General features: G+C 66.9%; 14 protein-coding genes. 4 read left to right on the plus strand and 10 right to left on the minus strand.

The window, feature by feature from the left end:
- Positions 1 to 20: 20 nt before the first annotated feature.
- The 3 genes from CEP50_RS02395 to CEP50_RS02405 are packed head-to-tail and all read right to left on the minus strand — an operon-like array spanning position 21 to position 13,288.
- Positions 21 to 4,142 (minus strand): Eco57I restriction-modification methylase domain-containing protein, encoded by a 4,122-nt coding sequence (locus CEP50_RS02395; RefSeq protein WP_106112228.1) that lies wholly within the window; start codon positions 4,140 to 4,142, stop codon positions 21 to 23.
- Positions 4,142 to 7,039 (minus strand): DEAD/DEAH box helicase, encoded by a 2,898-nt coding sequence (locus CEP50_RS02400; RefSeq protein ID WP_106112229.1) that lies wholly within the window; start codon positions 7,037 to 7,039, stop codon positions 4,142 to 4,144. The genes CEP50_RS02395 and CEP50_RS02400 overlap by 1 nt, the downstream gene beginning before the upstream one ends.
- A 39-nt stretch (positions 7,040 to 7,078) precedes the next feature.
- Positions 7,079 to 13,288, minus strand: a complete 6,210-nt coding sequence (locus tag CEP50_RS02405; RefSeq protein WP_106112230.1) for a protein kinase domain-containing protein — start codon at positions 13,286 to 13,288, stop codon at positions 7,079 to 7,081.
- A gap of 310 nt (positions 13,289 to 13,598) precedes the next feature.
- On the opposite strand from CEP50_RS02405, the gene CEP50_RS02410 reads away from it, so the two are divergent.
- The gene (locus tag CEP50_RS02410) at positions 13,599 to 13,868 is read left to right on the plus strand and encodes a YdeI/OmpD-associated family protein (protein ID WP_106112296.1); all 270 of its coding nucleotides are present in this window, start codon (positions 13,599 to 13,601) and stop codon (positions 13,866 to 13,868) included.
- Positions 13,869 to 14,065: 197 nt separating this feature from the next.
- Here CEP50_RS02410 and CEP50_RS02415 read toward each other — a convergent pair whose 3' ends face one another.
- The gene (locus CEP50_RS02415) at positions 14,066 to 15,703 is read right to left on the minus strand and encodes an ABC-F family ATP-binding cassette domain-containing protein (RefSeq protein WP_106112231.1); all 1,638 of its coding nucleotides are present in this window, start codon (positions 15,701 to 15,703) and stop codon (positions 14,066 to 14,068) included.
- Positions 15,704 to 16,101: 398 nt separating this feature from the next.
- Between CEP50_RS02415 and CEP50_RS02420 the strand changes: the two genes are divergently transcribed.
- Positions 16,102 to 16,818: a spermidine synthase gene (locus CEP50_RS02420; protein WP_106112232.1), complete on the plus strand. Its 717-nt coding sequence runs from the start codon at positions 16,102 to 16,104 to the stop codon at positions 16,816 to 16,818.
- A 155-nt stretch (positions 16,819 to 16,973) separates the two neighbouring features.
- On the opposite strand, the gene CEP50_RS02425 is transcribed toward CEP50_RS02420, so the two are convergent.
- The 3 genes from CEP50_RS02425 to CEP50_RS02435 all read right to left on the minus strand — a co-directional run bounded on the left by CEP50_RS02425 (position 16,974) and on the right by CEP50_RS02435 (position 19,944).
- Positions 16,974 to 17,801, minus strand: a complete 828-nt coding sequence (locus CEP50_RS02425; RefSeq protein ID WP_106112233.1) for an SDR family oxidoreductase — start codon at positions 17,799 to 17,801, stop codon at positions 16,974 to 16,976.
- A 31-nt stretch (positions 17,802 to 17,832) separates the two neighbouring features.
- Entirely contained in the window at positions 17,833 to 18,804 is a 972-nt protein-coding gene (locus tag CEP50_RS02430) for a 3-oxoacyl-ACP synthase III family protein (RefSeq protein ID WP_106112234.1), read from the minus strand.
- A gap of 507 nt (positions 18,805 to 19,311) precedes the next feature.
- Complete coding sequence (locus CEP50_RS02435; RefSeq protein ID WP_106112235.1) at positions 19,312 to 19,944, minus strand: DUF4360 domain-containing protein; 633 nt, start codon at positions 19,942 to 19,944, stop codon at positions 19,312 to 19,314.
- A gap of 437 nt (positions 19,945 to 20,381) precedes the next feature.
- Here CEP50_RS02435 and CEP50_RS02440 point away from each other — a divergent pair, with 437 nt between their 5' ends.
- The gene (locus CEP50_RS02440; protein ID WP_106112236.1) at positions 20,382 to 21,599 is read left to right on the plus strand and encodes a metal-dependent hydrolase family protein; all 1,218 of its coding nucleotides are present in this window, start codon (positions 20,382 to 20,384) and stop codon (positions 21,597 to 21,599) included.
- A gap of 66 nt (positions 21,600 to 21,665) precedes the next feature.
- Here the strand turns inward: CEP50_RS02440 and CEP50_RS02445 are convergent, their stop codons facing one another.
- Complete coding sequence (locus CEP50_RS02445; protein ID WP_106112237.1) at positions 21,666 to 22,787, minus strand: NADH:flavin oxidoreductase; 1,122 nt, start codon at positions 22,785 to 22,787, stop codon at positions 21,666 to 21,668.
- Between the two features lie 142 nt (positions 22,788 to 22,929).
- Between CEP50_RS02445 and CEP50_RS02450 the strand changes: the two genes are divergently transcribed.
- Positions 22,930 to 23,376 carry an RrF2 family transcriptional regulator gene (locus CEP50_RS02450; protein ID WP_106112238.1) on the plus strand — a complete coding sequence of 149 codons (447 nt, stop codon included), beginning with the start codon at positions 22,930 to 22,932 and terminating at the stop codon, positions 23,374 to 23,376.
- A 38-nt stretch (positions 23,377 to 23,414) separates the two neighbouring features.
- Here the strand turns inward: CEP50_RS02450 and CEP50_RS02455 are convergent, their stop codons facing one another.
- Together CEP50_RS02455 and CEP50_RS02460 are read right to left on the minus strand one after the other, a co-directional pair.
- Entirely contained in the window at positions 23,415 to 24,179 is a 765-nt protein-coding gene (locus CEP50_RS02455; RefSeq protein WP_106112239.1) for a MerR family transcriptional regulator, read from the minus strand.
- Between the two features lie 267 nt (positions 24,180 to 24,446).
- On the minus strand, positions 24,447 to 26,089 hold a 1,643-nt coding region (locus tag CEP50_RS02460; protein WP_258174700.1), incomplete at its 5' end, for a DUF2339 domain-containing protein.

A 26,089-nucleotide genomic window follows, 5' to 3' on the forward strand; every position in this document is an offset into this window, starting at 1 on the left:
TTCGGTCGGATCAGTGCCGATCACGAGGTGCTCCGGCTCGGGTGGCGGGGACCTTGGCCGGGAGGCGGGGTGAGGGTGGAGGTGTAGTGGTCGCCGTCGACCAGCGGTGTGTCGAGGGAGACTCCGGCGGCCTCCATGCGGTCGTACTCGGCGAGGATGAGCTCCTTGGTGCGGTAGGTGCCGTACTCGGCCTCGTCCTTGCGTTTGACGATGGGGAACGTGTCGAGGATGTAGTCGGCATCCTCCCGAGAGATTCCGTAGAGGTGGAAGAACAGCGCGTCCAGCTCCGCGCGGATCACCGCCCGGCGCTCCTCGTCCCAGCGGAACGGCGGGCCGGTGTCGTCGAGGTCGCGGGCGAACGGAGTCATGTCGTAGGCGGTGTAAGTGAGCTCGAGGACCCGGGGGGTGATGAAGTGGTCGTGTTGCTCGACGCTACTTGGAGTTAGCGCTGGTAGTTGTCGGATCGTGAAATATTTGAGGTGGGTTCCTCCGACTTTCTGGCGGGCTACAAAATCAAAAGCGAAAGAGTTCCACTGCGCCAAAAGAGCGGTTGCTTTATCGGTTGCTTTCTGCGGCAAAGCAAGAAGGGTTCCACCTTCAGGTGAATAATTTTTTCCTAGGATTGAAGAAATCATGGTGCGTATATCGGTCGCTCGGCAGATATCGCGCCAGCCTAAAAGCCATTCACGATCCCAGTTCTTCGATGTGAGACGTGAAGTGACACCCGATTCGTAGCGAGTGTTGCCTTTTCCGTCCCTTTTTTCGGTGGGAATATCGTGTTCGGAGGTCCAGTAGCGCGGGAGCGCGACTGTGGTTGGATCTTGTTTTTCCGGTAGCGACAACTCACGGGCGTTGTCGTTGGCGTCGTAGCTGGCCCAGCGGTGGTCGTAGTGGTGCAGCATCTTCGCCTCGTACAACGGTAGCATCCGCTTGTTGTCCTTGGTGAAGACGTTGCCGTCGAGTTGCCAGCCGTCTTGCTCCAATTCTTCGCGCGTGTGGAAGAGGTGGGAATCGCTGGTCATGTTGAACAGGCCTTGCATGAACGACACGCCCCAGGGGTTGCTGCCGCCCCGGCCCCGTTCGTCGGGTTCCTTGACCAGCACTGGCACGCGACGGTAGATGTCGACCGTGATCTCCGCATCGCGCCGGGAACGGAAAACCGGGCACGTGCCGGTGTTGGGGTTGAGCAGCGTGATCTCCTCCGGTGTGAGGAAGAACGCCTTGTTCGCGTCATCGAGCTCCGCCGGGTCGTGGAGGAAGAACGCGAAGCTGCCCTGCTGCGTGCGGATCCCGCCTCCGGTCAGGGACAGGATACAGAACTTGTACGAGCGATGCACATCAGTGAAGAGGCCGGATGCGTTCTCGAAGTCGTAGAGCGCGGCGAGCGTGCCGGTCTCGACGAGGTTCTTGAAGAAGTGCTGCGTCGTCGCGTCGGTGGCGATGCCGGTCGGAACGATGACGCCCATGCGTCCATGGGGGCCGGTAAGTCGGTGGCCTTCTTCGGTGAAAACAGTGTCGGTCTTGATGCGTCCCCTTCCGCAGAGTGGGAACAGGGTCGAGTTGCCGATGAAGTGACGTGTGCCGTCGATCTGACGTTTGGTAGCGGCGTAGTGGTGGTGGAGATCAGGATTCGCGGTGGAGAGCTCGTTGATGAGTTGCTTGCGCCTCGCGCCGCTCGCCTTCGCGATCTCCGGGGCACGTGATGCGAAGAACTCCTGCTCCTTGAGTTCCAGATGCTCCCACGGCGGGTTGCCCAGCACGCAGTCGAAACCGCCGCTCCAACCGTGGTCCCCGTTGGCTCCTTCCTCCTTGGAGACGGTGAACACGTCCGGGAACTCCAGGTGCCAGTGGAAGAATCGGTGCTGCTCGCGCAGCCGGCGGATTTCCTCGTGGGTACGCCGCGGTGCCGCGTCGGTGTCGGGATCCTGCAGTCCGGTGAACACGTCGTGGGTGACGGCCAAGGGAGCTTCCGAGGTCTTGGGCCACAGGAACGCCGCGCACCACGCGTCCGCGATGTGCTGGGCCAACGAGTACGTCGTCGAGCCGGTCAGTTTCCGGTAGTCGGCCTCCTGTTTACGCACCTCGGACAGAGTGGCGGCGGGTGCGTCCACGATGTCACGGAGGCTGTCGGCAAACGCGGTGTTGACGACCTTCGTCTCGGTTCCGGTCTCGAACAGGACATACTGGCCGTGACGTTCCTTCTTGTTGCGATTCTGCAGTGAGCGCGCGACCTTCGTGTCGTCGCCCTCGATCGGCTTGAACGCTTCGTCCGGAATTCCCTTGCGAATCAGCGCAGGGGTGGCGCCGATCAGTGCGTTGCCGACCTTGATGTGGGCGTCGAGAAAGCTCAGCGGCTTGCCCGGTTCCATGGCCTCCAGCCACAGCGAGACCTTGGCGAGCTCCACCGCCATCGGGTTGAGGTCCACGCCGTAGATACAGCGGGCGATGACCTCGTGCAGAGCCTGACGCACGGAGTCGATGGTCGGCTCCGGGTTGCGTTCCCGCACGGAGGCGACCCGTTTGGCGATACGACGTGCCGCTGCGAGCAGGAAGTGCCCCGAACCGCAGGCCGGATCGCACACCGTCAACGACAGCAGCTCGGCGACGATGCTCTCGGAAGGGTCGGTGTTTCCCACCTGGGGGGTGCGCTGTTCACCGCGCTTGACCGCGTCATCCAGGACCGGGTCGAGCGTGCTGTCCAGCAGACACTCGATGAGCGAGGCCGGGGTGTAGTACGAACCGGTGGTCTTGCGCTCGTTGCCGGCGACCCCGGTCAGGGTGAACTCCCGGTCCACCGCACTGTGCCGGGGCACGCGTTCCAGCAGCGACTCGTAGATCGAGCCGAGCTCCTCGGCGTCCAGGTGTCGGTAGTCGACCGTGCGCAGCCGCTTCGACGTGGGATCACGCACCTGGGACAGGTGCCGGATCGCGCTCAACAGGTACTCGTTGGACAGCGACAGACCTTCGAGCGGCGCGTCGGCCTCGGTACGGTCGAAAATGCCGCCGAGTCCGGGCAGCGCGAGTTCGGGACGGCCGTGCTCCTCGCCGAGCGCGTCGAGAACCAGCCGCAAGGCGCGGAACAGGTCGTCGTGCGTGCTGCCACGGCGACGGCGGGCGTGCGCGCGCAGCTTCGCTGTCGAGAAGTACTCGGCATAACGTTCGCGTGCCAACTCCTCGGCGCGTTTGCCCTCCTCGGTTTCGGCCGTGGGGCTCGGGTGCAGCACGCCGCGATCTTCGACGACGAACAGGAACAGCATCCGGTATACCAGACGCAGCAACGCCCGGTGCAGCTCCTGGGGGGCCACGTTCTCGCGCAGCACTGTGTTCGCCGGATGACGTAGGAAACCGGTGCCGAGCGTGGTGACCGCGTTCTCCACCCCCTCACGCAGCTGGTCCAGGGCACGGGTCCCGGAGCTGATGGCATCCAAGCGCCAGCGCTCCAGCCAGCAGGTCGCCGGGCCGGAGCCGTCGGCGACGGAGAACCGGGAGACGTGCAGCATCCGGTAGAGCAGCACGAACTCGCTGAACAGGTCACCGTCGAAGATGGCCTCCAAGTCGAACTCGACGTAGGAGGCGGTGGACAGCGCGTTGGAGTCCCGCAGGATCCGCACCTGTCTGCCGTTGGTGACCACCCCCCACAGGTGCGTGTCGGTGCGGTTGAGCAGTTCCTGCACCAGCGACTGCGGCGGTACGCTGCCGGCCCCGCCGGGGCGCTTGTCCAGCTCGGAGTTCCAGGAGACGATGTGGATCGGAACGTGGTTCCAGCGGTGCGTGATCGGGAAGGTCTTGCTGTCGTTGTCCGCGGGAATGCCCTCGGCCAGCGGAGTGAGTTCCCCGAAACCGAGCTCGGTGAACAGCGGCATCAACCACTGTGAGACGGCCAGCCCGGTCGGGTCGGCCGGGGCTTCGCCCTGTGGTGCGGCGGGCAGCTTCGTCCGCAGGTCCGCCCACACCGACCGTAGGAACTCCCAGTGCCTTTCGGCCTCGTCACGCACCGAACGGGCACCGACCACGCGGTAGTCCGACGGGGTGCTTCCGGAGATGTCCTTGCCCTCGGAGACACGTAGTAGCAGATCGGCGGGCAGCAGGCTGCCGATGGTGTGGACGGCGGAGAACACCTGGTTGCGAGTGATCGACGACATCAGGCGGCCCCTCCCGAGGCCGGCAGGTACACGTAGGTGCCGAGGACGTCGGCGGGTTTCTGGGCAGTAACGCGGACCCCGCGCACGATCTCGCCGGAGGCCTGGCGTACGCGGCGGTGCGAGGCCAACAGTTCGTCGGCGAGCTCGTCACCGTAGGAGTCCAACTGGGGTTGCACGGTCGGCAGGTCGTTCAGGATGCGGTGCATGGTGTTCTGCGCGAAGTCCGGGTCGGTGTTCTCGTCGGGTTCGACATCGAGCAGTCCCACCGCCTGCTCGGAGGCCAACCAGCTCGCGTTCGTCGGGGATCCGCTGAACGCCAACACCCGGACGTCCTCGGCGACGATCTGCCGCTCCTGACCGCGGGTCGGCAGCGAGAGATGGAAGCGGTAGCGCACCAGCAGGGCCGTGGTGCGGATCGAGACCCCTCGCGTGCGGATCACGGCACACCGCCGTGCCGGACGTGCGCCCTCCACCTGCGGATCCAACGCGGAGTTGAGCACGTACCCTGCCACGGCACCGACGGTCGGATCGGTACGTACCAGGGCGACCTCGCCGCGGGCGACGGCGGCGGTGTCACGGAACGGCACGGGTTTGTTCCGTTCGATCACATCGTTGCCGAGCACCGGTGCGAGGGCGTCGCGCAGGCCCGCCGGAGTGGAACCGAGATCCGCGTGGAAATCGTCCTCGGCGTCCTCCCACAACACACCGTCCATCGCGCGCAGACTGCGTCGGACGAAGGTACGGACCTCATCGGAACGGCCGATGGTGTCGCGGATTGCCGCGACCTCCCGGGCAACCTCGTCGATGCGGATGCTGTTCTGAGCGTACCGTGAGCGGGAGATCGTCTCCTTCTCCGCCGCCGACTTCCAGTCGGCCTCCACCTCGTTGACGGTGTGTTCGAGCGTGTCGATCTCGAACAAACCGGCCTGGTCCGGGTTCTTGCTGCGCATCAGCACCCACTCGACGATCGCGTCGGTGACCTTCGAGGAGGACGCGTCCGGTACCGACACCGAGATACCCAGGGTCTTCTGGATCCTCCGGTGCTTGTTGATCAGCACGTCGAGGACCTTGCCGTCGATGCCGTTGTCCGCACCGTAGAGCGTGATGACCTTGACCTCGTCGCGCTTCTGCCCGAAGCGGTCGACGCGGCCTTCCCGCTGGTCGTGCCGGGTCGGGTTCCACGCCAGGTCGTAGTGCACCACCGCGTCGAAGTGATGCTGTAGGTTGATGCCCTCGGACAGGCAGTCCGTGGCCACCAGGACACGCCGGGCCGCCGGATCGTCCCCGCTGGCCTCGGCCAGCTCCTCGACACGCAGCACACGCTGCTGCGGGGAGAGGGTCCCGGTCACCGAGCGAACGAGGGTGTTCTTGCCGAGTTTTCCGTCCAGGTGCTCAGCCACGTACTCCGCCGTGGGGATGTAGCGGCAGAAGACGATCGGGTTGTACCCCTCGGCGATCAGCGTCTTGAGGTGCTTGATCAGCGCGGCGAGTTTCCTGTCCTGGGCGGTGCCTTCCAACTTCGTGGCACGTTCGGCCAACTCGCGCAGCCGGGCATCGGCCACGTCGGTGTCGGCGCCCGGGGCGACATCGGTGCCTTCGAGACTGTCGGTGTCGACCGAGTCCTTGGTGGGCGGCGATCCGATCCGGTCGGCTTCTTCCGCCGAGGCGGCGTTGGCCGCGCCGGATCGGGTGAGCAGAGTCTGGGCAGCCGCCCGTGGGGAGGACACGATCGAGCGCAGCAGTGCGATCGCCGACCACCAGGCGATGCGCGCCTCCCTGCGGTCTCCTTCACCGGACGCCCGCACACGTTCACTGGCGTAGGCGATGGCGTCTTCCAGCAGGTCACGGTAGGCGGCAGAGAGCTTGTAGGTCTCGTCCTTGAAGTACCGGTCGGAGGGGAACGAGGTATTCTCCTGCAGGCTGTTGTCGGACAGACCGTCGTCGGTGGTGAGGAACTGGCGGACGTCGGCGCGTTTACGCTGCACGAAGTGGCGCGCCAGCAGTTGCCTGCCCCTCTCGGTCTCGAAGTCCGCGGTCTCCAATTCGGGGCGCAACAGCCCCAGCAGGGCGCGGAAGGCGCTCTCCTTGCCGTTGTGCGGAGTGGCGGTGACCAGCAGCAGGTGGCGTTCCTCATCAGCGGCGACACGTTGTAGCAGCTCGTGGCGCAGCTGACTCTGCGTGGTCATCGCCTCGTCCGCGGTCACGCAGGTGTGGGCTTCGTCGACGATGACTAGGTCCGGGCAGTGCTTGACGAAATCGTCCCGATGGCGGGTCGACTTGATGAAATCGGTGGAGACGATCACGTGCGGGTGCTTGTCGAACAGGGACTGCCCGAGTTCCAGGTCACGTTCCAGTTTGGATACGGTGGAGGCCAGTACCAGTTCGGCGTCGATGCCGAACTTGGTGCGCAGCTCCTCCTGCCACTGCTCGGCCAGTGCCGGTGAACACAGCACCGCCAGTCGTTGCGCCGTGCCCTGTGCGAGTAGTTCACCGGCGATGAGACCGGCTTCGATGGTCTTGCCGATACCGACGTCGTCGGCGATGAGCATCCGCGCCGTCCGCTGTCGCAGGGCCATCATCAACGGCACGAGCTGGTAGGCACGCGGTTCGACCGCGATGCCGGCCAGGGAACGGAACGGGCCCGCACCGGATCGGAAACCGATGCGGAGCGCCGAGCGCAGCAGCCCGGCGGCCTGCGAGTCACCGAGGTCCTCGGGCGAGGGCGGTGGGAACTCCGCCCCGCGAACCTCCTCCAAGGCGGGGAAAACAGCGGTGACGTCGTCATCACTGCCACCGAGTGGGCGCAGCACCAGCATGTCCGCTGCGCTTTCCGGAAGCACAACCCAGTCCCGCCCGCGGGTGGAAACCAGGGAACCGGGGGTGAATGTCGTGGTCATCAGTAACGTCTCGTTTCAGAACAACAGCGAAGTGGTGGGTCAGCCGTGTGTCTGGGCACCGAAGTAGCTCGGGTGCTGCTGGACGATCTCGAACCAGTCTGAGTCGGCCGGGAAGCGGACCACCTCCCAGCCGAGATCGATGAGTCGGTCCTCGGCTTCCCGGTCACGCTGTGCCACGTTCGCGTACTCGTGCACCGGTCCGTCGACGAACACGGCCACGTTCACGTTCTGCCGCCTGTAGACGAAGTCCGGCTTGGCCAAGGCATCGGGGACCATTTGCTGGGTCTCGTCCGGCAGCCGCAGACCGTGTTCTTTCAGGAATGCCATGAACCTGGTCTCCAGCTTCGTCTCGGCTCGCTCGGACAGCCGTTCGAGCTGTTCGGTCCTGCTCTCCCCACGTCCCGTCTCGAGGGCGGTGGCCGAAGCGAGCCGCACCAGCAGCTCACCGATCGTGTGGCGATCGATCTTGCCGTGGTCGACCTGGTTTCCGTAGGAGAGCAGACAGTCGTAACAGCCCTTGGCGCAGGAGCGGTCCGTGTCCGGTCCTCCGAGATCGTTGCCGTGTTCGTCGAAGTGACAGATCTCCAGCGCGGTCCTGGCCGCGGTGGCCAGGGCGTGACGGTCGGCCTGCATGCGACGGAGCACACCGGCGCCTCCCTCAGCGGCCTCGGTGAACAACATCCGGTCCCGTGGTCCGTCATCGGGTGGCAGCAGCTCGCTGGTGAGCTCGTTGTCCTCGAGCTCGAAAGCCGCCGCGATGCCGCGTTCCAGGGCGTACATCAGAGACAGGGCCACCGACTCGTCCAGCGGGGTGTCGAGTTTGAACACCATGATGTTGCGGCGGTCCTCGACGAACGGAATGACCCGCTTCTTGCGTCGCTTCTCGTTACCCTCCTCGTCGACCACCGCCATCTCGCTGGAATCACCGGAAGCCTCCTTGGCCTCCCGCTCGTTCAACCAGCGGCCATCCGTGGGGTCCAGCCAGAAACCGTCGGGTTCGTTCTCCCTGGCCCGCAGCCGGCCGATGTTGGTGATGCGCACCGTCGCCGAATCCCCGTAGCTGAGGGTCGCCAGCCTCCCGGAGTCGTCAGAGACGATCGCGTCCCGCCGACCGGGGCGATCCCCGTGGTCCTGAAAGCGGTAGGAGGTCACCAGACGGAACCCGGCACGGCGGCGCTCCTCCTCGTCGGAGGAGATGCGCTCGCGACGTTTGGTGTAGACGGTGTGCAGCCGAAGGAGACCCTGGGTCTTCTCTCCCAATCTCTCCCCGCACAGCTCGCACTTCTCGGGGTTGTCGCGGGCGTCGTGGAAATAGCCGCAGCAGTGACACCGTTGTGCGGTGGTGGTTTCGACGTCGCCGGCGGAATCCGGCGGCAGCTGGATGCGCGTGACCTGGTAGCGGGCTCCTTCGTGGTAGACGAGCGCACCCGGTCCGAACTCGCGGATGGCCAGGAATCGCGGTCGTTGCAGGTAGTCGCCGTCGTGAGAGCGACGTGGATGGGGGATGTAAGCCGCCAGCGGCAGCCGTGGGAACGAGTAGCCGGGCAGAAAGCCCTCACCGGCCAGATACCGGTAGGGGTTGAAGTCTGACAGGACCGACTTGCTGTCCACGCTCTCGTTCTTGAGCAGGTGCAGCTGGGTCTCCGCCTCTCGGCGTCTGTTCGTGGCGATCCTGCGTTCCCGTTCGGACAGGGTGTGGTCGAGCACGCGGCGATTCTGCTCTGCTTGGTCCTGCACGGCTGCCCGGTACAGGTCACGCCACCGTTCGAAGGCCCGGTCGAAGTTGTCCGGGGCGTTGCGCACGGTCGTCTCGATCCACTGGTGGTCCCACCAGGTCGTGCTGGCGAACTGCTCGAAGAGTTGCCCGAGAACCTCGCGGGAGGCCTCGATCGCCCTGCGCTGTGCGTCGCGGTCGCGAATCGTGTTGGCGATATCCTCGTACAGCTCCAGCGTCGGGTTCGGGCGGGTGACCTCCTCGCTGTCCGTGATATCGATGACGGCCGGAATCGCCGCACCGAGCTTGACTCCGGTCTCCGCCAGCCAGATCGCCTGCACGTGCGAACGGACCAGGTCCTCGTTGGCCAGGTCCAAGCGGGGCGCCGCGACGGTTCCCGAGACCATTCGATCCGAATGACGGAAGTAGTACTGATCGTGGCTGTTCCCGGTGGCGCAGTAGGTCGTGACCAGCGCGGGCTGACCGGAACGACCGGCACGGCCACTGCGCTGCGCGTAGTTGGCGGGCGTCGGCGGAACATTGCGCATGAGCACGGCGTTGAGCTGTGAGATGTCCACACCGAGCTCCATCGTGGGCGAGCAGTACAGCAGCTTGAGCTCTCCGGTGCGGAATTCGGCCTCCCGCTTTTCCCGCTCTTGGGGAGCGATCTGGGCCGTGTGCTCCTTGGCCATCAGACCGGAGAGTTCCAACGCGGTCTGCTGGTACAGCTCACGGAAGAACGTGTTGACCTTCGGACCGTCCCCGCTGGCATAGGTACGGCTCAGCGGGTCGTGCACGCCGGTCTTGCCCGAACCGGCTCGCCAGACCAGGGCACGGGCGGAGATCCGATAACCGGTGGTGGTCGTGGCTTTCCGCTTGTAACGGCGGGCGTACTCGGGCTGGGACGTGACCTTGACCAGCAGTTCGGCACGGGTCAACGTCTCCAACAGGTCAACGATGATGTCCTGTGCCTCGTCGACGGAAACGTCCTTGAAGTGAGTGCGCCGGAGGTACTTGCCGAACTTGCCGCGACCGGAGAGGAACAGACCGGCACGATCCATCCCCGGTGTGGAGCTACGTGGATAGGCTGTGCCGATCGCCGGGCGGTCACTCTCCGAGAGTACCCACGGTGGGACAAGTCTTTCCTCGCTGGCACGTCGTAGGTTCTCGAACTCGTCACGGAACAACTGCACGTCGATGGCCAGCTCGCGACGCATGTGATCCAACAGCACACGCATGATCTCCGCGCGCTGCTGCGGGTCCGCCCCCCGCAGTCTCTCGTGGGCGCCACTCCACCGGGAATCCTGCTCGGCAAGCCACTCGAGATCCTCGTAGTCAATCCGCAACAGCCCGGTCTGCTCCAGGTTCGGCATGGTCACACGCCAGCCTCGCTGTAGGTCGACATAGAGGCGGAAGGAGATGACGTCACGCAGCGTCTTCGCGGCGTTGCGTCTCAAGGAAGGCGGCAGGTCGCTCGTGCCGGTGTAGTCGGCAACGTCGAGCTTCATGGCATTCGTGACCCGCGCGGCCAGCTCTTCGTGACGGAGTCCGTCCTCGCCGGCGTCGAGTACCGCTCGATACAGGGCACCACGCAGCTGGGTCACCTGGACGAAGTCGTTGAAGTGACCGGACTGTAGCGCCGCGTCCTGGCGGTTGTCGATGAATGTCAGCAGCTTGCGAGCTTCGGGATCCAGGGCCTCCGCCTGTTGCAGCGAACGGACGATCGCAGCCGACACCAACGAGGTGGCCGAGGAACGCCCCTCCTGGTCGAGCGTGGCGAGCTTGGCGAAGTCCTTGCCACGAACCTGTTCGTAGGTGACACCGCAGTGCAGACAGAACCCGAACGGTGCCGGAATGAACGTGGCCTCGAGCTCCCCCTGTCCTTCGTTGCCGAGCGCGTCGACCGTTACGGCCTTGGGCAGGCGCTTGAGGTACGAGTCGCGAACAGTGGAGTGGCCGTGCTGGTCCTGCTCCAGCCACGAGTCCGGCAGACGTTTGTCGTCGACGGCCTCCTGAACAGTGCTCGGCCACTTCCCGATGTAGAGGTATCCGTCCTCGGCACGGCCTCCGGAGGCGGTGGCATCACGCCGGGGTTCGTAGACGACGGTTCCGTCATGGTTCGGCCTGCGCCACACCGTGAGGTATTCCTGACCGCACTCGCGACAGAACGCTGTCGGCAGCAGGATCTTGCCGTCTGAACCCGGCAACACTCGTTGATAGTTCCGCGTGTGATGGCGTTCGCTCGGTTCCTCGAGGGTCACGTAGACGGTGTCACCCTTGGACAGGAACTGGTGCAGTCGGAAGGCGAACAACGGTCGTCCTGTCACCGGATTCGCGGCCTGGGACCCGGCTTCGAGCGTTCGGCGGATCGCGTTCGTGCACTCTTTCTCGGTCCGGCCGCTCGAGATGGCCAGTTCCTTGGCCGCGTATTCGATCTGTGTCGGTCGCTGGCGTACGACACGACCGGAGCTGTCGGTGGTGAGACCGAAGCGGGTCTCGATCCAACGGGCGAGCGGGTCGGCGACGAGGTCGGCATAGGTCAGCGGTGGTGCGGTCTTCAACCGCGAAGCCGGTACCTCCTCGGGGGCTTCCTCGGTGGCGCGCTGGAGGGTCTCGCCGATGACGTTGTCCGGACTGACCTCGGTGCCGAAGATGGTCGTGGCCACGTTCGCGACCAGCTGTCGCTGGTCCTCGAAGGTCCCCTCGGTTGACATGGTGGCCGAGGTACCCACGCACTGCATGTTCTCGCTACCGCAGGCTTCGCGGACACGCCGAATCAGCAGGGACACGTCGGCTCCCTGACGACCGCGGTAGGTGTGCAACTCGTCGAAGACGAGGAACTCCAAGCCCTCGGCCATCCTGATCAGGGACTTGCGGTCGTCGGGCCGCGTGAGCATCAACTCGAGCATCACGTAGTTGGTCAGCAGGATGTCCGGTGGGTTGTCCCGGATCTCCTGGCGGGCCTCTTGGCTTTCCTGGCCGGTATAGCGCGCATAGGTGACCGGTTCACGGCCTTTGCCGTAGCCGTGGAGCAGGAACTTGTCGAGTTCGTTGAGCTGGCTGTTGGCCAGTGCGTTCATCGGATACACGATGATCGCGCGGACTCGTTTGCGGGCCTTCGCGGATTCGTGTTCCCGCTCCCGCAGTACCTTGTCGACGATCGGGACGATGTAGGAAAGTGATTTACCGGAGCCCGTGCCGGTGGTCAGCACGTACGAGGAACCGGACTGCGCGGCCTCGATCGCGTCACGCTGGTGTCGGTGCAGGGTGATCGGCTTACCCCTGCAGATCGTGCTGTCCGCGGACTTGCCGGACTGGAAGATGCGCGTGCACTCTTCGTGCAGCACTCCGGCCTGAGCCAGTTCGAGCACGGTTCCGCCGGAGGCGAAGAAAGGGTTCAGCGACACCCACGGATCGGGCCACTGCTTTTTGGAGTCGAGCTCCTTCTTGACGAACTCCGCGATGCGTTCGTCCCGGATGACCGTGCCGCCCTCGGTGAACGCACGGTACTCCCTGATGAGGTTTTCGTGGATGCCGAAGACATCCATCACAGAACTCGACGATGGGCCGTTCGTGCTCTCTTCGTTCTCCGTCGGTTCGGCGGGTATGGCGGGGATCCGCTGGCGGCGCGGCGCGAACTTCTCCCAGCCGGGCACAGTCGTCTCGTCGTCAGTCCACGGCCGAAGCTCGTCACGGACCACAGCCGCCTCGATGGGGCGATCTGCGGGGTCTTTTGCCAGCAGCTGGTCGAGTAACCGCGTCAAACCGGCCGGTAGGTCCGAACGTTGCGGCGTCAGCGGAGGCACCTCGTCGTGCTTGTGTTTCTCCCCGAGTTCCTGAGCGCTGTTGCTGTGGAAGGGGGGAACGCCGACCAAGAGTTCGTAGAGAATACATCCGAGGGCGTAGAGGTCCGCGGCCGGCAACACCTTGGACGACGTGAACTGTTCTGGGGCCATGTAACGCGCCGTGCCGACCGTTACGCCGGTGCTGGTGATCCTCTCGCTGTCGGGACTGCCGACGATCCGTCCCATGCCGAAGTCGAGGATCTTGAGTTGGCCACCGCGAAGAAGCATGATGTTTGCCGGTTTGAGGTCGCGGTGCACGATCCCCTCGTCGTGTGCGACCGCCAATCCGTCAGCGATCTGTGCTCCGATCGCGGCTACCCACGAAACTGGTGTCTGTGGCTGATGTTCGATGAGGTCACGCAGCACACGCCCCTCGAGATACTCCATCGCCAGGTAAGGTAGTCCGGTTTCGTCGATGTCCCCGTCGACGATGTGGGCGAGGTTGGGGTGACTGTGGGCCAGCCGATTCATGATGGCGACTTCGCGCTGAAACCGCTGGACCAGGGAAGTGTCAGTACCGGCGGTGTTGCTCAGGCGGTGTTGCAGGATCAGTTTGAGCGCGACGGTCCGAGTGGGGGATTCGGGCTCCGCCTTGAGATCCTCCGCGCGATGCACCTCGCCCATGTTTCCTCGCCCCACGGGGCCGAGGATGCGGAACCGTCCCGCCACGATCTTCGGAGTTGGTGGCACGCTAAACCCTCCAGTGTCGTGCTCGACGAAGCTTCCCACACTTGATGCGGCGGGACCATATGGGGCGTCATGATACTTAGCGAGGTCAGGTCAACCCTAGAATTGATTGTTAACATCGTCAACACTCTTGATCGTAAGCGGGTGACATCGTCGCAGAATCCCGAAACCAATGAGGCTGCTGTGCCCGACTGTCACTCTCGCGGGTTGGATATCCCGCATGCTTGTACGCGGTGCTGCACGATCGAGCAGGTTCGCTCCGGAGACGGTGAGAACCTCGCGCTTCCGCCGGAGGCCGGCTATCATGGGTGCCGTGAACACTCGGTCGCTGCCCGGTGGGGTGGTGCACGCGTTGCCCGCGGACCTGCGCGCCGCGTTGGTCGACAGCACCACCGCCCTGGAGGCCTGGAACGACATCACTCCGCTGGCGCGTAACGAGTTCATCTGCTGGGTCGAGGACGCCAAACAGGACAGCACCCGCCAGCGTCGTATCCGTCGGTGCCGGGAGGAGCTGGAGCAGGGACAGCGGCGGCCCTGCTGTTGGCCGGGGTGTGCGCACCGTGAACGCCCCTCGCGTCGGTAGTCGCCGTCGGTGGTGTGGCCCGTCGGAGGCGCAGCGTGAGATGCCTGTGGTGACGAACCGAGCTCGCCCGTGGCGAGCGGTGTCCCCGGAACGCGGGGCGAGGTTCTCCTCCCGGGGGCACGTTGCCGCGAACGCCCCGCGCGGTGCGTTGCTCCCCGAACTGCGGTCTCGTCCTGACCGGGGAGTCCACCCGGTGCTCAGTCACCGTCCGGCGCTTCCGCGTCGAGCAGGGTGCCCGCGGACAGCCGCAGCCAGCGCTTCACCCCGATCTCGGTGAGGAACCGGTCGTCGTGGCTGACCACCACGAACGCGCCCCGGTAGGCGTTGAGCGCGTTTTCCAGCCGCTCGATGCTGACCAGGTCCAGGTTGTTGGTCGGCTCGTCGAGCAGCAGCAGCTGTGGTGCGGGTTCGGCGCTGAGCACGCAGGCCAGTGTGGCGCGCAGTCGTTCACCCCCGGAGAGCACGCCGACCGGCAGGTGCACGTCCGGCCCCCGGAACAGGAACCGCGCCAGGTGGTGCATCCTCCGCGTTTCCGGCATTCGCGGTGCGAAGGCGCGCAGATTCTGGACCACCGTGCGTTCCGGGTCGAGCAGCTCCAGCCGTTGCGACAGGTACGCGACCCGACCCTCGCCCCGTCTGATCCGGCCGCCCTCCGGCTCGAGATCGCCGTTGATCACCCGCAGCAGCGTGGACTTGCCGGCCCCGTTGGCGCCGAGCAGCGCGATGCGCTCGGGACCGCGGATCGTCAGGTCCACGCCTTCGCCGGTGAAAACGGGGTGACCGCCGTAGTCGACCCGCATCCGTTCCCCGAGGAACACCACGCGCTCGGTGGGCACGTTCGTGGCGGGCAGGGACAGCGAGATCGTCTCGTCCTCGCGCAGCGCCCGTTCCGCCTCCTCGAGCCGGGACTCGGCCTCACCGAGGCGTCGCGCGTGCGTGTCGTCCGCCTTGCCCGCCGACTCCTGCGCTCGTCGTCGCCTGGCGTCGGCGGCGACCTTCGGCATCCCCCCGGAGCCGGCCTTGCGGGCACCGGTGCCGGCACGGCGCGCGGCGCGTTCGCGTGCCCGCTGCCTCTCCCGTTTCTCCCGTTTGACCTCCTGCTCGGCGTGGCGGACGTTCCTCTCGGCGACCTCGCGCTCGTTGCGCAGGGCCCGTTCGTAGGTGGTGAGGTTCCCACCGAAGAAGCGCATCTCGCTCTGGTGGAGTTCGGCGATCCGGTCCGTCCGGTCCAGTAGTTGGCGGTCGTGGCTGACCAGCAGCAGGCATCCCGGCCAGTCCTTGAGCACGGCGTAGAGCCGGTGGCGCGCCGCGCGGTCGAGGTTGTTGGTCGGTTCGTCGAGCAGCAGGACGTCGGGTTGCTTGAGCAGCTGGGCCGCCAGACCGAGCGAGACGACCTGTCCGCCGCTGAACGTGTGCAGCCGGCGGTCCAGCGACACGTCACCGAGGCCGAGACGGTCCAGTTCGACCCGGGCGCGTTCCTCGACGTCCCAGTCCGATCCGACCGTGGTGAAGTGCTCCTCACTGGTGTCCCCGGACTCGATGGCGCGCAGGGCCCGCAGCACCGGGGCGATCTCCAGCGCGTCGGCCACCGTCAACGCACCGTCCAGCGGCAGGGTCTGTGACAGATGGCCGACTGTTCCGGCGGTTCCGACCGAGCCGTGGTCGGGTCGGCGCAGCCCGGCGATCAGGGTGAGCAGCGTGGACTTGCCCGCACCGTTGGGCGCGACCAACCCCGTGCGACCGCGTCCGACGGTGAAGGAGAGGCCCCGGAAGACCGGAGTGCCGTCCGGCCAGGAAAAGGACAGGTTCGAACAGGTGATCGGTGCCTCGGACATGACGAGTGCTCTCCCGAGCGAGGCGGACCCCAGGGGCCCGCGCGTGGAACAGGGACGAAGACCCGGCCACGCGCCGGCCGCGTCGAAGGCGGCGTTCGCGGTGGCCGTGCGGGTGGAATCACCGCGGGGTTTTCGGAATCACTCCGAGAGGTCGTCCTCGATCACCATGTCCACATCTCCTCGACAGGCCGAGCGGGACGGAACGTATCAGCCTCCGGAGCCTGCCGCGAACGGATATCTCGCGGGCGCGCGTATGCTTCAGGGGAGCTCGTCACCGACGTGTGGTCACCCGGCAAGACAGTCCCACTCGTCCCCCACTGGATGACAACGCTCCGAACTCCGCGTGTCGCGGCACGTCAGCGGCACCGCGGCGTGGTCGCACGGAAGGGATGCCGTCAGTGAGTGCCCGTTTCGAGGAACTCGATTGGCGCCGGACGCCGATCGGGCTGGTCAGTCTGCGTCGCCGCTGGGACCGGACGTTGGACCGGGAAGTGCACGAGATCAAACTGGACGACGAGTTCCTCATGTCCGACCTGTTCACGGTGGCGGAGGTCGAACTCGCGCGGCTCGGGCTCGCCGCGTCCTCGGCCGCCGAGCTCGACGTGGTCGTCGGCGGACTCGGACTCGGTTACACCGCCCACGCCGCGCTCGCGGACCCACGAGTGCGCTCGCTGCACGTGGTGGAGTCCCTCGGGGAGGTCATCGAGTGGCACCGTCGTGGTCTGCTGCCGCTCGGCGCGGAGCTGACCGCGGATCCCCGGACCCGTTTGGTGCACGGGGACTTCTTCGCGATGGCGGACTCCGGGACCGGTTTCGACGTCGAACAGCCGCGGCGGCGTTTCCACGCCGTTCTCCTCGACATCGACCACTCGCCGAAACACGTGCTGGACCAGAGCCACGCCGGGTTCTACGAGGTCGAAGGGCTGCGTCGGCTCGCCGGTCAGCTGCGTCCCGGTGGGGTGTTCGCGCTGTGGTCGGACGATCCGCCGCAGGAGGAGGTCACGGCGGCCCTGGCCGAGGTGTTCGCCACGGTGCGGTCCCACGTCGTCACCTTCGACAACCCCTACACCGGTGGTCGGTCCGCCAACACCGTCTACACGGCCGTGCTGGAGTGAACGACCGGCGGTGCGGCCGTTCCGGGGCGACTCGTCTCCACCGTGGCGGGGGAACTCGCCGAGCGGCACCCGAACCCTGAACGGGTGGGGGCGCCGCCGTCGTTCGGCCCGCTCCTCGGACGAGGGGCGTTCATGTCCGAACGCCGAACGACGGTTCACCGGTCACCGGGTGGCTCCGTCGCGTAGGGGGGTGCGACCGTGCTCAGTCCGCCGTCCACCACCACTGTCTGCCCGGTGATGTACTCGGCTCCGGGGGAGAGCAGGAATATCACGGTCTCGGCGACCTCCTCCGGAAGACCGAACCGTTCTTTGGGGATGCGCTTCGCCAGTGCCGCACGGTCTTCCGCGTCCGTTGTGTCGAGGAAGTACCGGAGGGAGTCCGTGCTGATGAGTCCTCCGTTCACGGCGTTGACGTTGATGCCGTACGGAGCGAACTCGGAGGCCATGTAACGAACCCAGGCTTCGAGGGCGGCCTTCGCCTGGCCGAGCACGGCGTAGTTCTGGTAGGCCCTCATGCTCCCGTAGCTGGTCATGGCGATGACGCGACCTCCGCCGGCTTCCGAGAGCAAGGGAAACGCCCGTTGGACGGCGAGGACGAAGGAACGGACGTTCGTCGCGTAGGCACGCTCGAGGTGGTGGGGTTTCACGTCCATGACCCGCTGGAAGCTCGAGGCCGCCGCGTTGGCGACGAGGATGTCCAGTCTCCCGCAGCGTCTGGTGACGAACTCGAAGAGTGCCTCGATGTCGTCGGTGACCTCGAGGTCGGCGGCCACGGCGAAAGCCCGCCCTCCGCTGCGCCGCACCTCCTCGGCCGTTCGTTCGGCCGCGTCCTGACTGCGTTTGTACGTGAGCACCACGGTCGCTCCGGCTGCCCCGAGGGTGAGTGCGATCTCCCGCCCTATGCCGCGCGATCCCCCGGTGATGAGCGCGACCCTGGCGGCGAAGTTCTCGTGGCTGGCCACGGAGCGTTTCCCGAATGTCATCGGCGGCCCCTTCGTCGTGGACATCCGCTCACTACCATGTGATGACCGCGGCACCGGCGGTCATTCCGCCTCCCACGGAGGCGAGCAGAAACTTCTCGTTCGGCGCGAAGTCGCGGTACTGACGGTCGTGACTCATCGTCAGGGGAATGGAGGCGCTGGCCGTGTTCCCGAACCGAGGGGCGGTGAGAGCGACATGACTGTGGTCCACTCCCAGCTCCTCCGCGAGTCGCCGTACCATGAGCGCGTTTCCCTGGTGCAGGAAGACCCGGTCGATATCCGCTGCGCTCAGATCCGCTTCCGCCAGGGCCGACTCGACCACCCGGGGCAGGTTCTTCAGGCTCCACTCCAGCACCGCACGACCGTCCATCTCGAAGTGGTTCGTGGGCGAGCCCTTGCTGCCGTCGGTGGGTTGCCGGCATCCCCCGCCCGGTACTCTGACCAGGTCGGCCGCGTTCCCGTCGGCCATCAGGGAGACGCTCCTGATGCCCCGGTCGTCGGGGACGCGTGTGAGCAGTGCCGCGCTCGCGCCGTCACCGAACAGGGAGACCGTCCGCCGGTCGCGGGTGTTCATGATCGATGAGTACTTGTCGGCCCCGGCCACGATGACCGCGGTCCAGTCATGGTGTGTCGTGAGCAGGCAACGCCCCAGGTCGAGTGCGTAGAGGAATCCCGAGCAGACCGCGTTGACGTCGAAGGCGGGGACAGGTCGTTCGAACCCCAACAAGGCCTGGACCATCGCCGCGGTCGCCGGTTGGGGCTGGTCGGGCGTCGAGGTCGCCAGGACGAGCGCGTCGACGGGGCACTCCGCGCGTTCCAGTAGAGGCTGGATCGCACTGGCCGCCAGGGCGGAGGTGTTCTCGTCCGTCAGAGCATACCGTCGTTCGTGAACGCCGGTGCGGTCGACGATCCACTGTTCGTCGGCTCCGGTCCATCGCGCGACCGTGTCGTTGTCGATGACGGTGGAGGGGACGTATCCGGACACGTCCCGTATTCCGATGTTCACACCAGATCCCTCGCGTTCTCTGTCATCGGTGGCCGAAAACGACGGAGTCAGCTTGTGCCCCCCCGTGGCGGGCTCGCGGTCGCAGGGCTGTCGGGTTTCCGTCCTCTCGGGTGCGGAACCTACGAGGTACGGCTGACATGGCACTGACTCGGCGCTGACACGGCGCGGGAGTGGAGCGGCCGCCGGGAGGCCGGGTGGGAACGTGTCGACTCGTCGGACGCTTGCCGACGGGAGGGGCGAAACACTGCGGCGTCGTGGGGGCAGTGTTTCGGGCACGGTGGCCGAGGTGGAAGACGAACAGGGGTGCCCTTCGGGGACGGAACCGAAGGGCACCCCTCACGTGCTCCACGTGGGCGGAGCATTCTGGCAGCCGGCGGAGAACAACCGTTCCGCGAGGCTCTTCGGGGAGCGCTTCCCGAAAACCGGGGTCACCGGATTATTCCGTCGTCCCGGACCTTCCTCGCGGAAGGGTCGGGAGAAACGCTCGGGAATCTTTCACGGTTTTTCTCAGGATTCACACTTCTTCCAGGAGAAGTGGTAGGTGGTCTTGATGCTCCCGTCGGTGGAGTCCATGGTCATGAAACTGGTCTCCTCGGAGTCGGAACTGCCCGCGTCTACGCGCAGTTCCGTGTTGATGTTGAAGTTGCGCTGCACCCCGCAGGGTTTGTAGACGATGTCGGCGATGTCGGTTTCGTCGGTGACCTGCCAGTTGTCGCTGTAGGCTCCTTCGAACGTCGTGCTGGTGTGGGTCGTCTCGGAGTCACCCTGGAAGTAGTAGCTGGCCTTCTGGGTGCCGGTGGCTCCCTCAGCGAGGTGGGCGAAACCGCGGTAGTCGGCCCGGGCTATCCCGTATGTGAATCCCTGGGGGACGTGCACGACGAGGTTGAGCTGGCAGTTCTTCCGGAAAGCCGTGGGGTCGGAGTCGGGGCCCACCTCGGCGAGGTAGTCGCTGTAGGTGACGGTGAAGGCCTTGTTGTCGGGGGAGACGGACACCTCGGCCGTCCCCTCCGGGCAGCCGGAACCGTTCACGGTGGCGACGTCGATGACTATCTCGTCGGAGGGGGGGTTCTTGAATTCTCCCGTGGCGGGAGCGAAGAAGGTGGACAACGCCATTCCTGCCGCGATCATGCTGGTGAACATCGTGTTTCGCCTCTCCGGTCCGACAATGCGTTGTTGTTCGTCTCCGTGACACGGATTGTCGACCGCCTCTTCGGGTGGCGGTCGCGGATCACTGTATGGGAGCGATTTCGGGAGTTTGCAGATGCTTTCGGAGTAATTCTGGTGGTGTTCCGGTAGTACGGAAACACTTCGGATCCGATGGTAGGATGATTCGTGAAGAAAGGGCATGTCGGTGCCTCGTTGTGCGGAGCCGGGGGAAGAAGAATAAGCGTTCGGGCCCGTTCTCTGCCGGATTCGGAGCATCGTCGTCTCCGTCATCGGATCCCGACTGGACCGATCGTGTGATCACGACGTTTCGCCCGTTTCCCCGGGGCGGACCGGAATCCGGCCACCGGCGGATACCGTGGTGCGGGCGGAATTCCGCCCCAGCCCCCGATCACCGTCGGAAGCAGGTCGGCATGCAACAGCTCATCACCGCCGAACAGGTCGTAGTCGGACCGGCCGGACAGCGCGTCGCCGATGGCGCGGTACTCGTCGACGGCGACACGATCAGCGCCGTCGGCCCCCGCCGCGAGGTCGAACGACGGGCCGAGGACACGTGTCGCCGCACCGCGGTCGGCGGCACCGTGCTGCCCGGCCTCGTCAACGCCCACGTTCACCTGTCCTGGGACGCGGATTTCGGGATGCTCGAGCGCTACCGGGCAGCTGACTACGCGGAACTGCTGCTCGGCATCGCCGGTCGGGCGCAGCGGGCCCTGCGGGCGGGTGTGACGACCCTGCGGGACCTCGGCGACCGGGACGGGCTGGTGCTGCGGGTGCGTGACGCGATCGAACGCGGTGACCTCGTGGGGCCGAGGCTGCTCGGATCGGGTCCGCCGCTGACGCCGCCGGAGGGGCACTGCTGGTTCTTCGGTGGTGAGGTCTCCGGCCCCGAGGAGATCCGCGCTCGCATCCGTCGCAACGTCGCGCTCGGCGCCGACGTCATCAAGGTGATGGCCTCCGGTGGGCAGATGACCCCAGGTTCGCCTCCCACCTGGCAGAGCCAGTTCTCCGCCGAGGAGTTGGACCTGGTGGTCGGAGAAGCCCACGCGGCCGGGCTGCCCGTGGCCGCGCACGCGCACGGCACCGAGGCGATCGCCGCGGCGACGGCGGCCGGTGTGGACACCATCGAGCACTGCTCGTGGCAGGGTGCGCGGAACTCCGGTCCGGACCTGCGTGAGGACGTCGCCCGGGAGATCGCCGCACGGGACATCGCGGTGTGCCACGCCTATCCGCCCGACTGGAGGAGCTTCCAGCGGGTGGTGGTCGGGGAGAAAGGCGCGCGGGCCGTGCTGGAGCGGATCCACTGGATGGACGAGCACGGAATACGGTTCGTGCCCGGCACCGACGCGGGACTGCCCACCTCGGTGTTCGACAACTACGTCGGTGCGCTGAGCTACTACGTCGAGGCGGTCGGCTGGTCTCCCGCCCGTGTGGTCGAGATGGCCACCACCGGCGCGGCCCGCGCTCTCGGGCTGGAGGGGGTGGGGCGGCTCGCTCCCGGTTGTGCCGCGGACGTGCTCGTCGTCGACGGTGACCCGCTGTCCGACATCACCGCACTGCACCGGCAGCGCCTCGTGCTCGCGCGGGGACAGGCGGTCGTGCCCGACGCCGCCGTCGGACAGCGGGTCTCCTAGCCTCCGGCCCACCCGAGGGGATGCGGCGGTAGCCTCCTCGGACGAGGGCGGAGGGAAAAGGCCGGCTCAGTACAGGGTGGCCAGTGCCTCGCGGGTGAACGGGACGAGTTCGGTCTCGCGTCCCTCCAGGACCTTCCGGCTCCACTCGGGGTCGGCCAGCATCGCACGACCGACGGCGACGAGGTCGAACTCCTCGCGCTCCAGCCGTTCGGCCAGTCCTTCGACGCTGGCCACGTTGGTGCCCGCGCCCTCGCCGAGGGTGGCGGGGTCGAACACCGCGTCCAGTCCGACCGAGCCCACGGTGATGACCGGTTTGCCGGTGAGCTTGCGGGTCCAGCCGCCGATGTTCAGCTCCGGGTCGGACTCGGGGAACTCGGGTTCCCAGTAGCGGCGTCCGGAGGCGTGGAAGGCGTCGACCCCGGCCTCGCTCAGCGGGGCGAGTATCGCCCGCAGCTCGTCCGGGTTGTCGGCGAGTTGGGCGTCGTAGTTGTCGGCCTTCCACTGCGAGAACCGCAGCACGACGGGGAAGTCGGCCGAGACCCGCTCGCGCACCGCCGCGACGATGTCGGCGGCGAACCTGGTGCGTTCCACCGGGGAACCGCCGTAGGCGTCGGTGCGTCGGTTGGTGCGTTCCCAGAGGAACTGGTCGATCAGGTAGCCGTGCGCGCCGTGGAGCTCCACGCCGTCGAAGCCGATGTGCTCGGCCTGTCGCGCGGCTTCGGCGAAGGCCTCGACGAGGCGTTCGATGTCGGCCAGGGACAGTGCCTCGCCCCTGTCCGCAGTCCCGTCCAGCGCGATGCCGGAGGGGCCGACCGAGGGGGCCTCGGGGACCGGCGGTGTGCCCGCCCGTCGCTGGATGCCGACGTGCCACAGCTGCGGCATGATCTTTCCGCCGTGCGCGTGGACGGCGGAGACGACCTCGCCCCAGCCGGCCAGTGCCTGCTCACCGTGGAAGCGCGGCACGTTCTCCTGGTCACCGGCCGAGGGGGCGTCGACGTAGGTGCCCTCGGTGATGATCAGACCGGTACCGGCCGCGGCACGCCGGGCGTAGTAGGCGGCGACGTTCTCGTCGGGAACCCCGCCGGGGGACTGGGCACGGGTCATCGGGGCCATGACCAGTCGGTTCGGCAACTCCACCGAGCCGAGGGTGAGTGGTCGGGACAGCGCCTGCGCTGCGCGAGCGGACATGGGGAGGTCCTCCTGGTGCACACGGAAAAGTGTTATTGACAAAGATACACTTCTTTGTGGGGGCTTCCCGCCGGGTGTTGCTAACCTGGGACTCCGTCGAGGCGGAGCCGCCGGGACGGCCGATGAGGGAGGTGTCGTCGCAGTGCTGGACATCCGCTTTTCCAGTTCCCTGACGGCGATGCTGATCCTCGCGGTCGCCGAGGAGGAGGGAAACCCGACGCTGAGCTCCGCCCAGCTCGCCGAGCGGATGGACACCAACGCCAGCCTGGTGCGCAAGCTGCTCATCCCGTTGACCCGGGCCGAACTCGTCGTGTGCACCAAGGGACGCGCCGGCGGAGCCAGGTTGGCGCGTCCCGCGGAGGAGATCACCCTGGCCGAGATCTACCGCTGTTCGGCGGGGGACAAGCCGCTCTGGAACTGCCGTTCCGGGGACGAGCACGACTGCCGGATCGCCGCGAACACGCAGGCTTACTTCGCCGAGTTGACCGCCGAGGCCGAGCGGGCCGTGCTCGACGCTCTCGGCGACCGCACGCTCGCCGATGGGGTCCGCGAACTGCGTCGGTTCGACAGGGAACAGCCACGGCAGTGAGCACCGCCCGCACCGTGGCGCGATGCGGGCGGCGTGGGTCACCGCCCGTTCCGCCGGGCGGCCTCGGCGCGGCCGATGAAGTCGAGCTGGGCCTGGGTGGGTCCGCAGTAGCGCTGCTCGATCTGCTCGGCGTTGTCCTCGTACATCCGTTGCAGGCTCTCCCGCAGTCCCTCGTCACCGCCGTGGAACTGTTCGAGCAGCCCCATCCACTCGCGGGCCATCTCCTGCGCCTCGGGAGTGGTGGGATCCATGCCCGAGGCTACGGCCGCTTCCACGCGTGGGATCAGCTCGCTCCAGGCCCGCTCGACCTCGGCGATGGTCTGCTCGCCGAGTTGCTGACGACGTTCGGCCAGTTCGGCGAGCTGACTGTCGTTGAAGTACCGCTTCACGGTCTCGTCCACGACGACCACCTTTCGGATCAGGTCCAGGAAACCGTCGACCGATGTCGGCGGCGACTCCCGCAGGCCGGCGCGCAGGGTGCTCACCTGGGCCTGGAGTCGACGTAGCGCCTCACGCCGCTGCCGCAGGTGCCGCTCGTGTGCGGTGAGCACCTCGTCGATGTCGGCCGAGCCGGCCAGGACGGAGGCCGTCTCCTCCAACGAGAGGCCGAGCTGGCGCAGCGCCAGCACCTGGTAGAGCCGCCGCACGTCGGCTTCCGCGTAGAGACGGTGGCCGGAGTCCGTGCGTCGCGAGGGGCACACCAGCCCCACGTGGTCGTAGTGGTGCAGCGTGCGCACGGTCAACCCCGTGGCTGCCGCGAGCTCGCCGACCTTCCAGAACCGGCCCGGGTTCGCCGTGGACATCAGTGACCCGCTTCCTTCTTCCTACCGACCTTCCGTGTCGGTGCCGTCGACGCTAGGTCCTGACGCGACGTCAGGTTCAAGTGTCGGGCATGACGGAGGACGTCGCGCGGGGAACCGGCCCGTCCCGAGTGCTTTTTCGGGGCGCCTACCGCGCACCACCGGTCCGGTGATCCGTCCGGGCGGACCACCGGCTCCCACGGCCGAGGTTCTGCCCTCGGGAGCGGACCAGACGGTCGAGACCGCCCGGGAGACACCCGGGCACGCAGCTCATCCGGCCGTCGGGTCCGTGCTCACCGAACGCGCGTAACGCACCCCGGCCGCCAGCAGCACCAGACCGGTGCACAGGAACGCCACCACCCGCGCGAAGCCGTCCAGCGTGGCCAGGTCGAACAGGAACAGCTTGGTCAGCGCCACGGGAAGCAGCACCATGCCCGCGACCCGAAGCGAAGTCAGCCTGATCCCCCGCAGCAGCAACGCGATCGCGGCCACCACCCAGCTCAACGTGATCGACACGTGCCCGAGGAGGAATCCGGAACGATCCGGTTGGAACAGCGAGACCAGCGCCATCGTCGCGCTGGCCGTGCCGTACAACACCAGGACTCCCGCCAGACTCCACAAGGTCTTCGCCGCCGGCGGGCGGGACAGCACACCGAGGCGCACTCCCGCGATCGGAACCGCCACCGCGACCAGCGCGGTCAGCGCGCCCACCAGAGTTCCGGCGGCACTCGCGGAGTGCGAGACCAGCACCAGGTGGCGCGGCGGGACGTCGTGGTACAGCGCCATCGCCGTACCGAGCGTCGCGTAACACAACGCCCCGAGCAGCACACCGGGGCTGCGCAGCCACAGTGCCCCGAGGGTCAGCAGCAGCGCCTCGCACAACAGCGCCGTGGCCCAAGCCGAGGCGTCGAGCGAGGTCATCGTGGACTGCGCGGCGGCCACCGCCGCGATTCCGCCCGCCGCGGTGGTGAACTCCTCGGGCAGCCGATCACGCCGGCTCAGGAGGAACCGCGAGCCCCACAGGACCGCCAGCGCCGCGGCCACGCCCGCCGCGAGGGCGGCCGCGAACGGACGCTCCACCAGCGGGGTGGCCAGCAGGACCGGTACCGGTGCGGCCACCAGCGAGGCGGTCGCGGTGTTGTCCTCCGGACGGAGAGCGGAGGTGACCGTGGCGACCACCACCCCCAGCAGGGAGGCGGCGCTCACCACGAGCACCACGGCGAGGTGGTCGGTCGCGGTCAGCATCGCCCAGAGGTCGGCGAGGACCGCGGCGACCACCACGGGCAACGCGGCGACCCCGGCCAGTTGACTCCATCCGTTCCGGAGCTGCACCGGAGTGGCCACCAGGTGCAGCAGCGCCAGAAAACCGACCAGCACCGCGTTCGGCTCGCCGGTGACCAGCGGCGCGCACACCGCACAACCCGCCACCACTCCCAGGGCCACCGGCTGGGCCCGCCACCGGTCGGACAACAGCAACCCGCCACCGGCGAGGACGAAGCCCACCGTGAGACCACCGAATACCGACAGGTAGTCGTACAGGACGGTGGCCGCCACCACATCCAGGTACAACACGGCGAAGCCCGTCGCGGCCAGCGCGTAACTGCCGGACGTGCCGCCGGGTCTGCCGCGCACGCGGAAGGCGGCCGCCAGCAGCACCGCTCCCAGGCCGGCGCCACCGAGCACCGGCGTGAGGGGGCCGAGCCAACCACGTTGGACAGCGAGCACCAGCAGGAACACCACGCCGAGCAGCGTCACCGCCCCGCCGATCCAGGCCAGCAGTCTGCTCGGAGTCCAACCGTGGCCCACCGGCCGGGACTCCGGGGGGCGCTGTTCCTCGCCCGGGACAGCCTCCTGGGCGGGCATCGGTGGTGCGTGCCACGCCGACCCGGCGGGGGAGGGGGAGACCTCCGACG

The organism is Actinopolyspora mortivallis (genome assembly GCF_003001495.1).
GTDB lineage: Bacteria > Actinomycetota > Actinomycetes > Mycobacteriales > Pseudonocardiaceae > Actinopolyspora > Actinopolyspora mortivallis_A.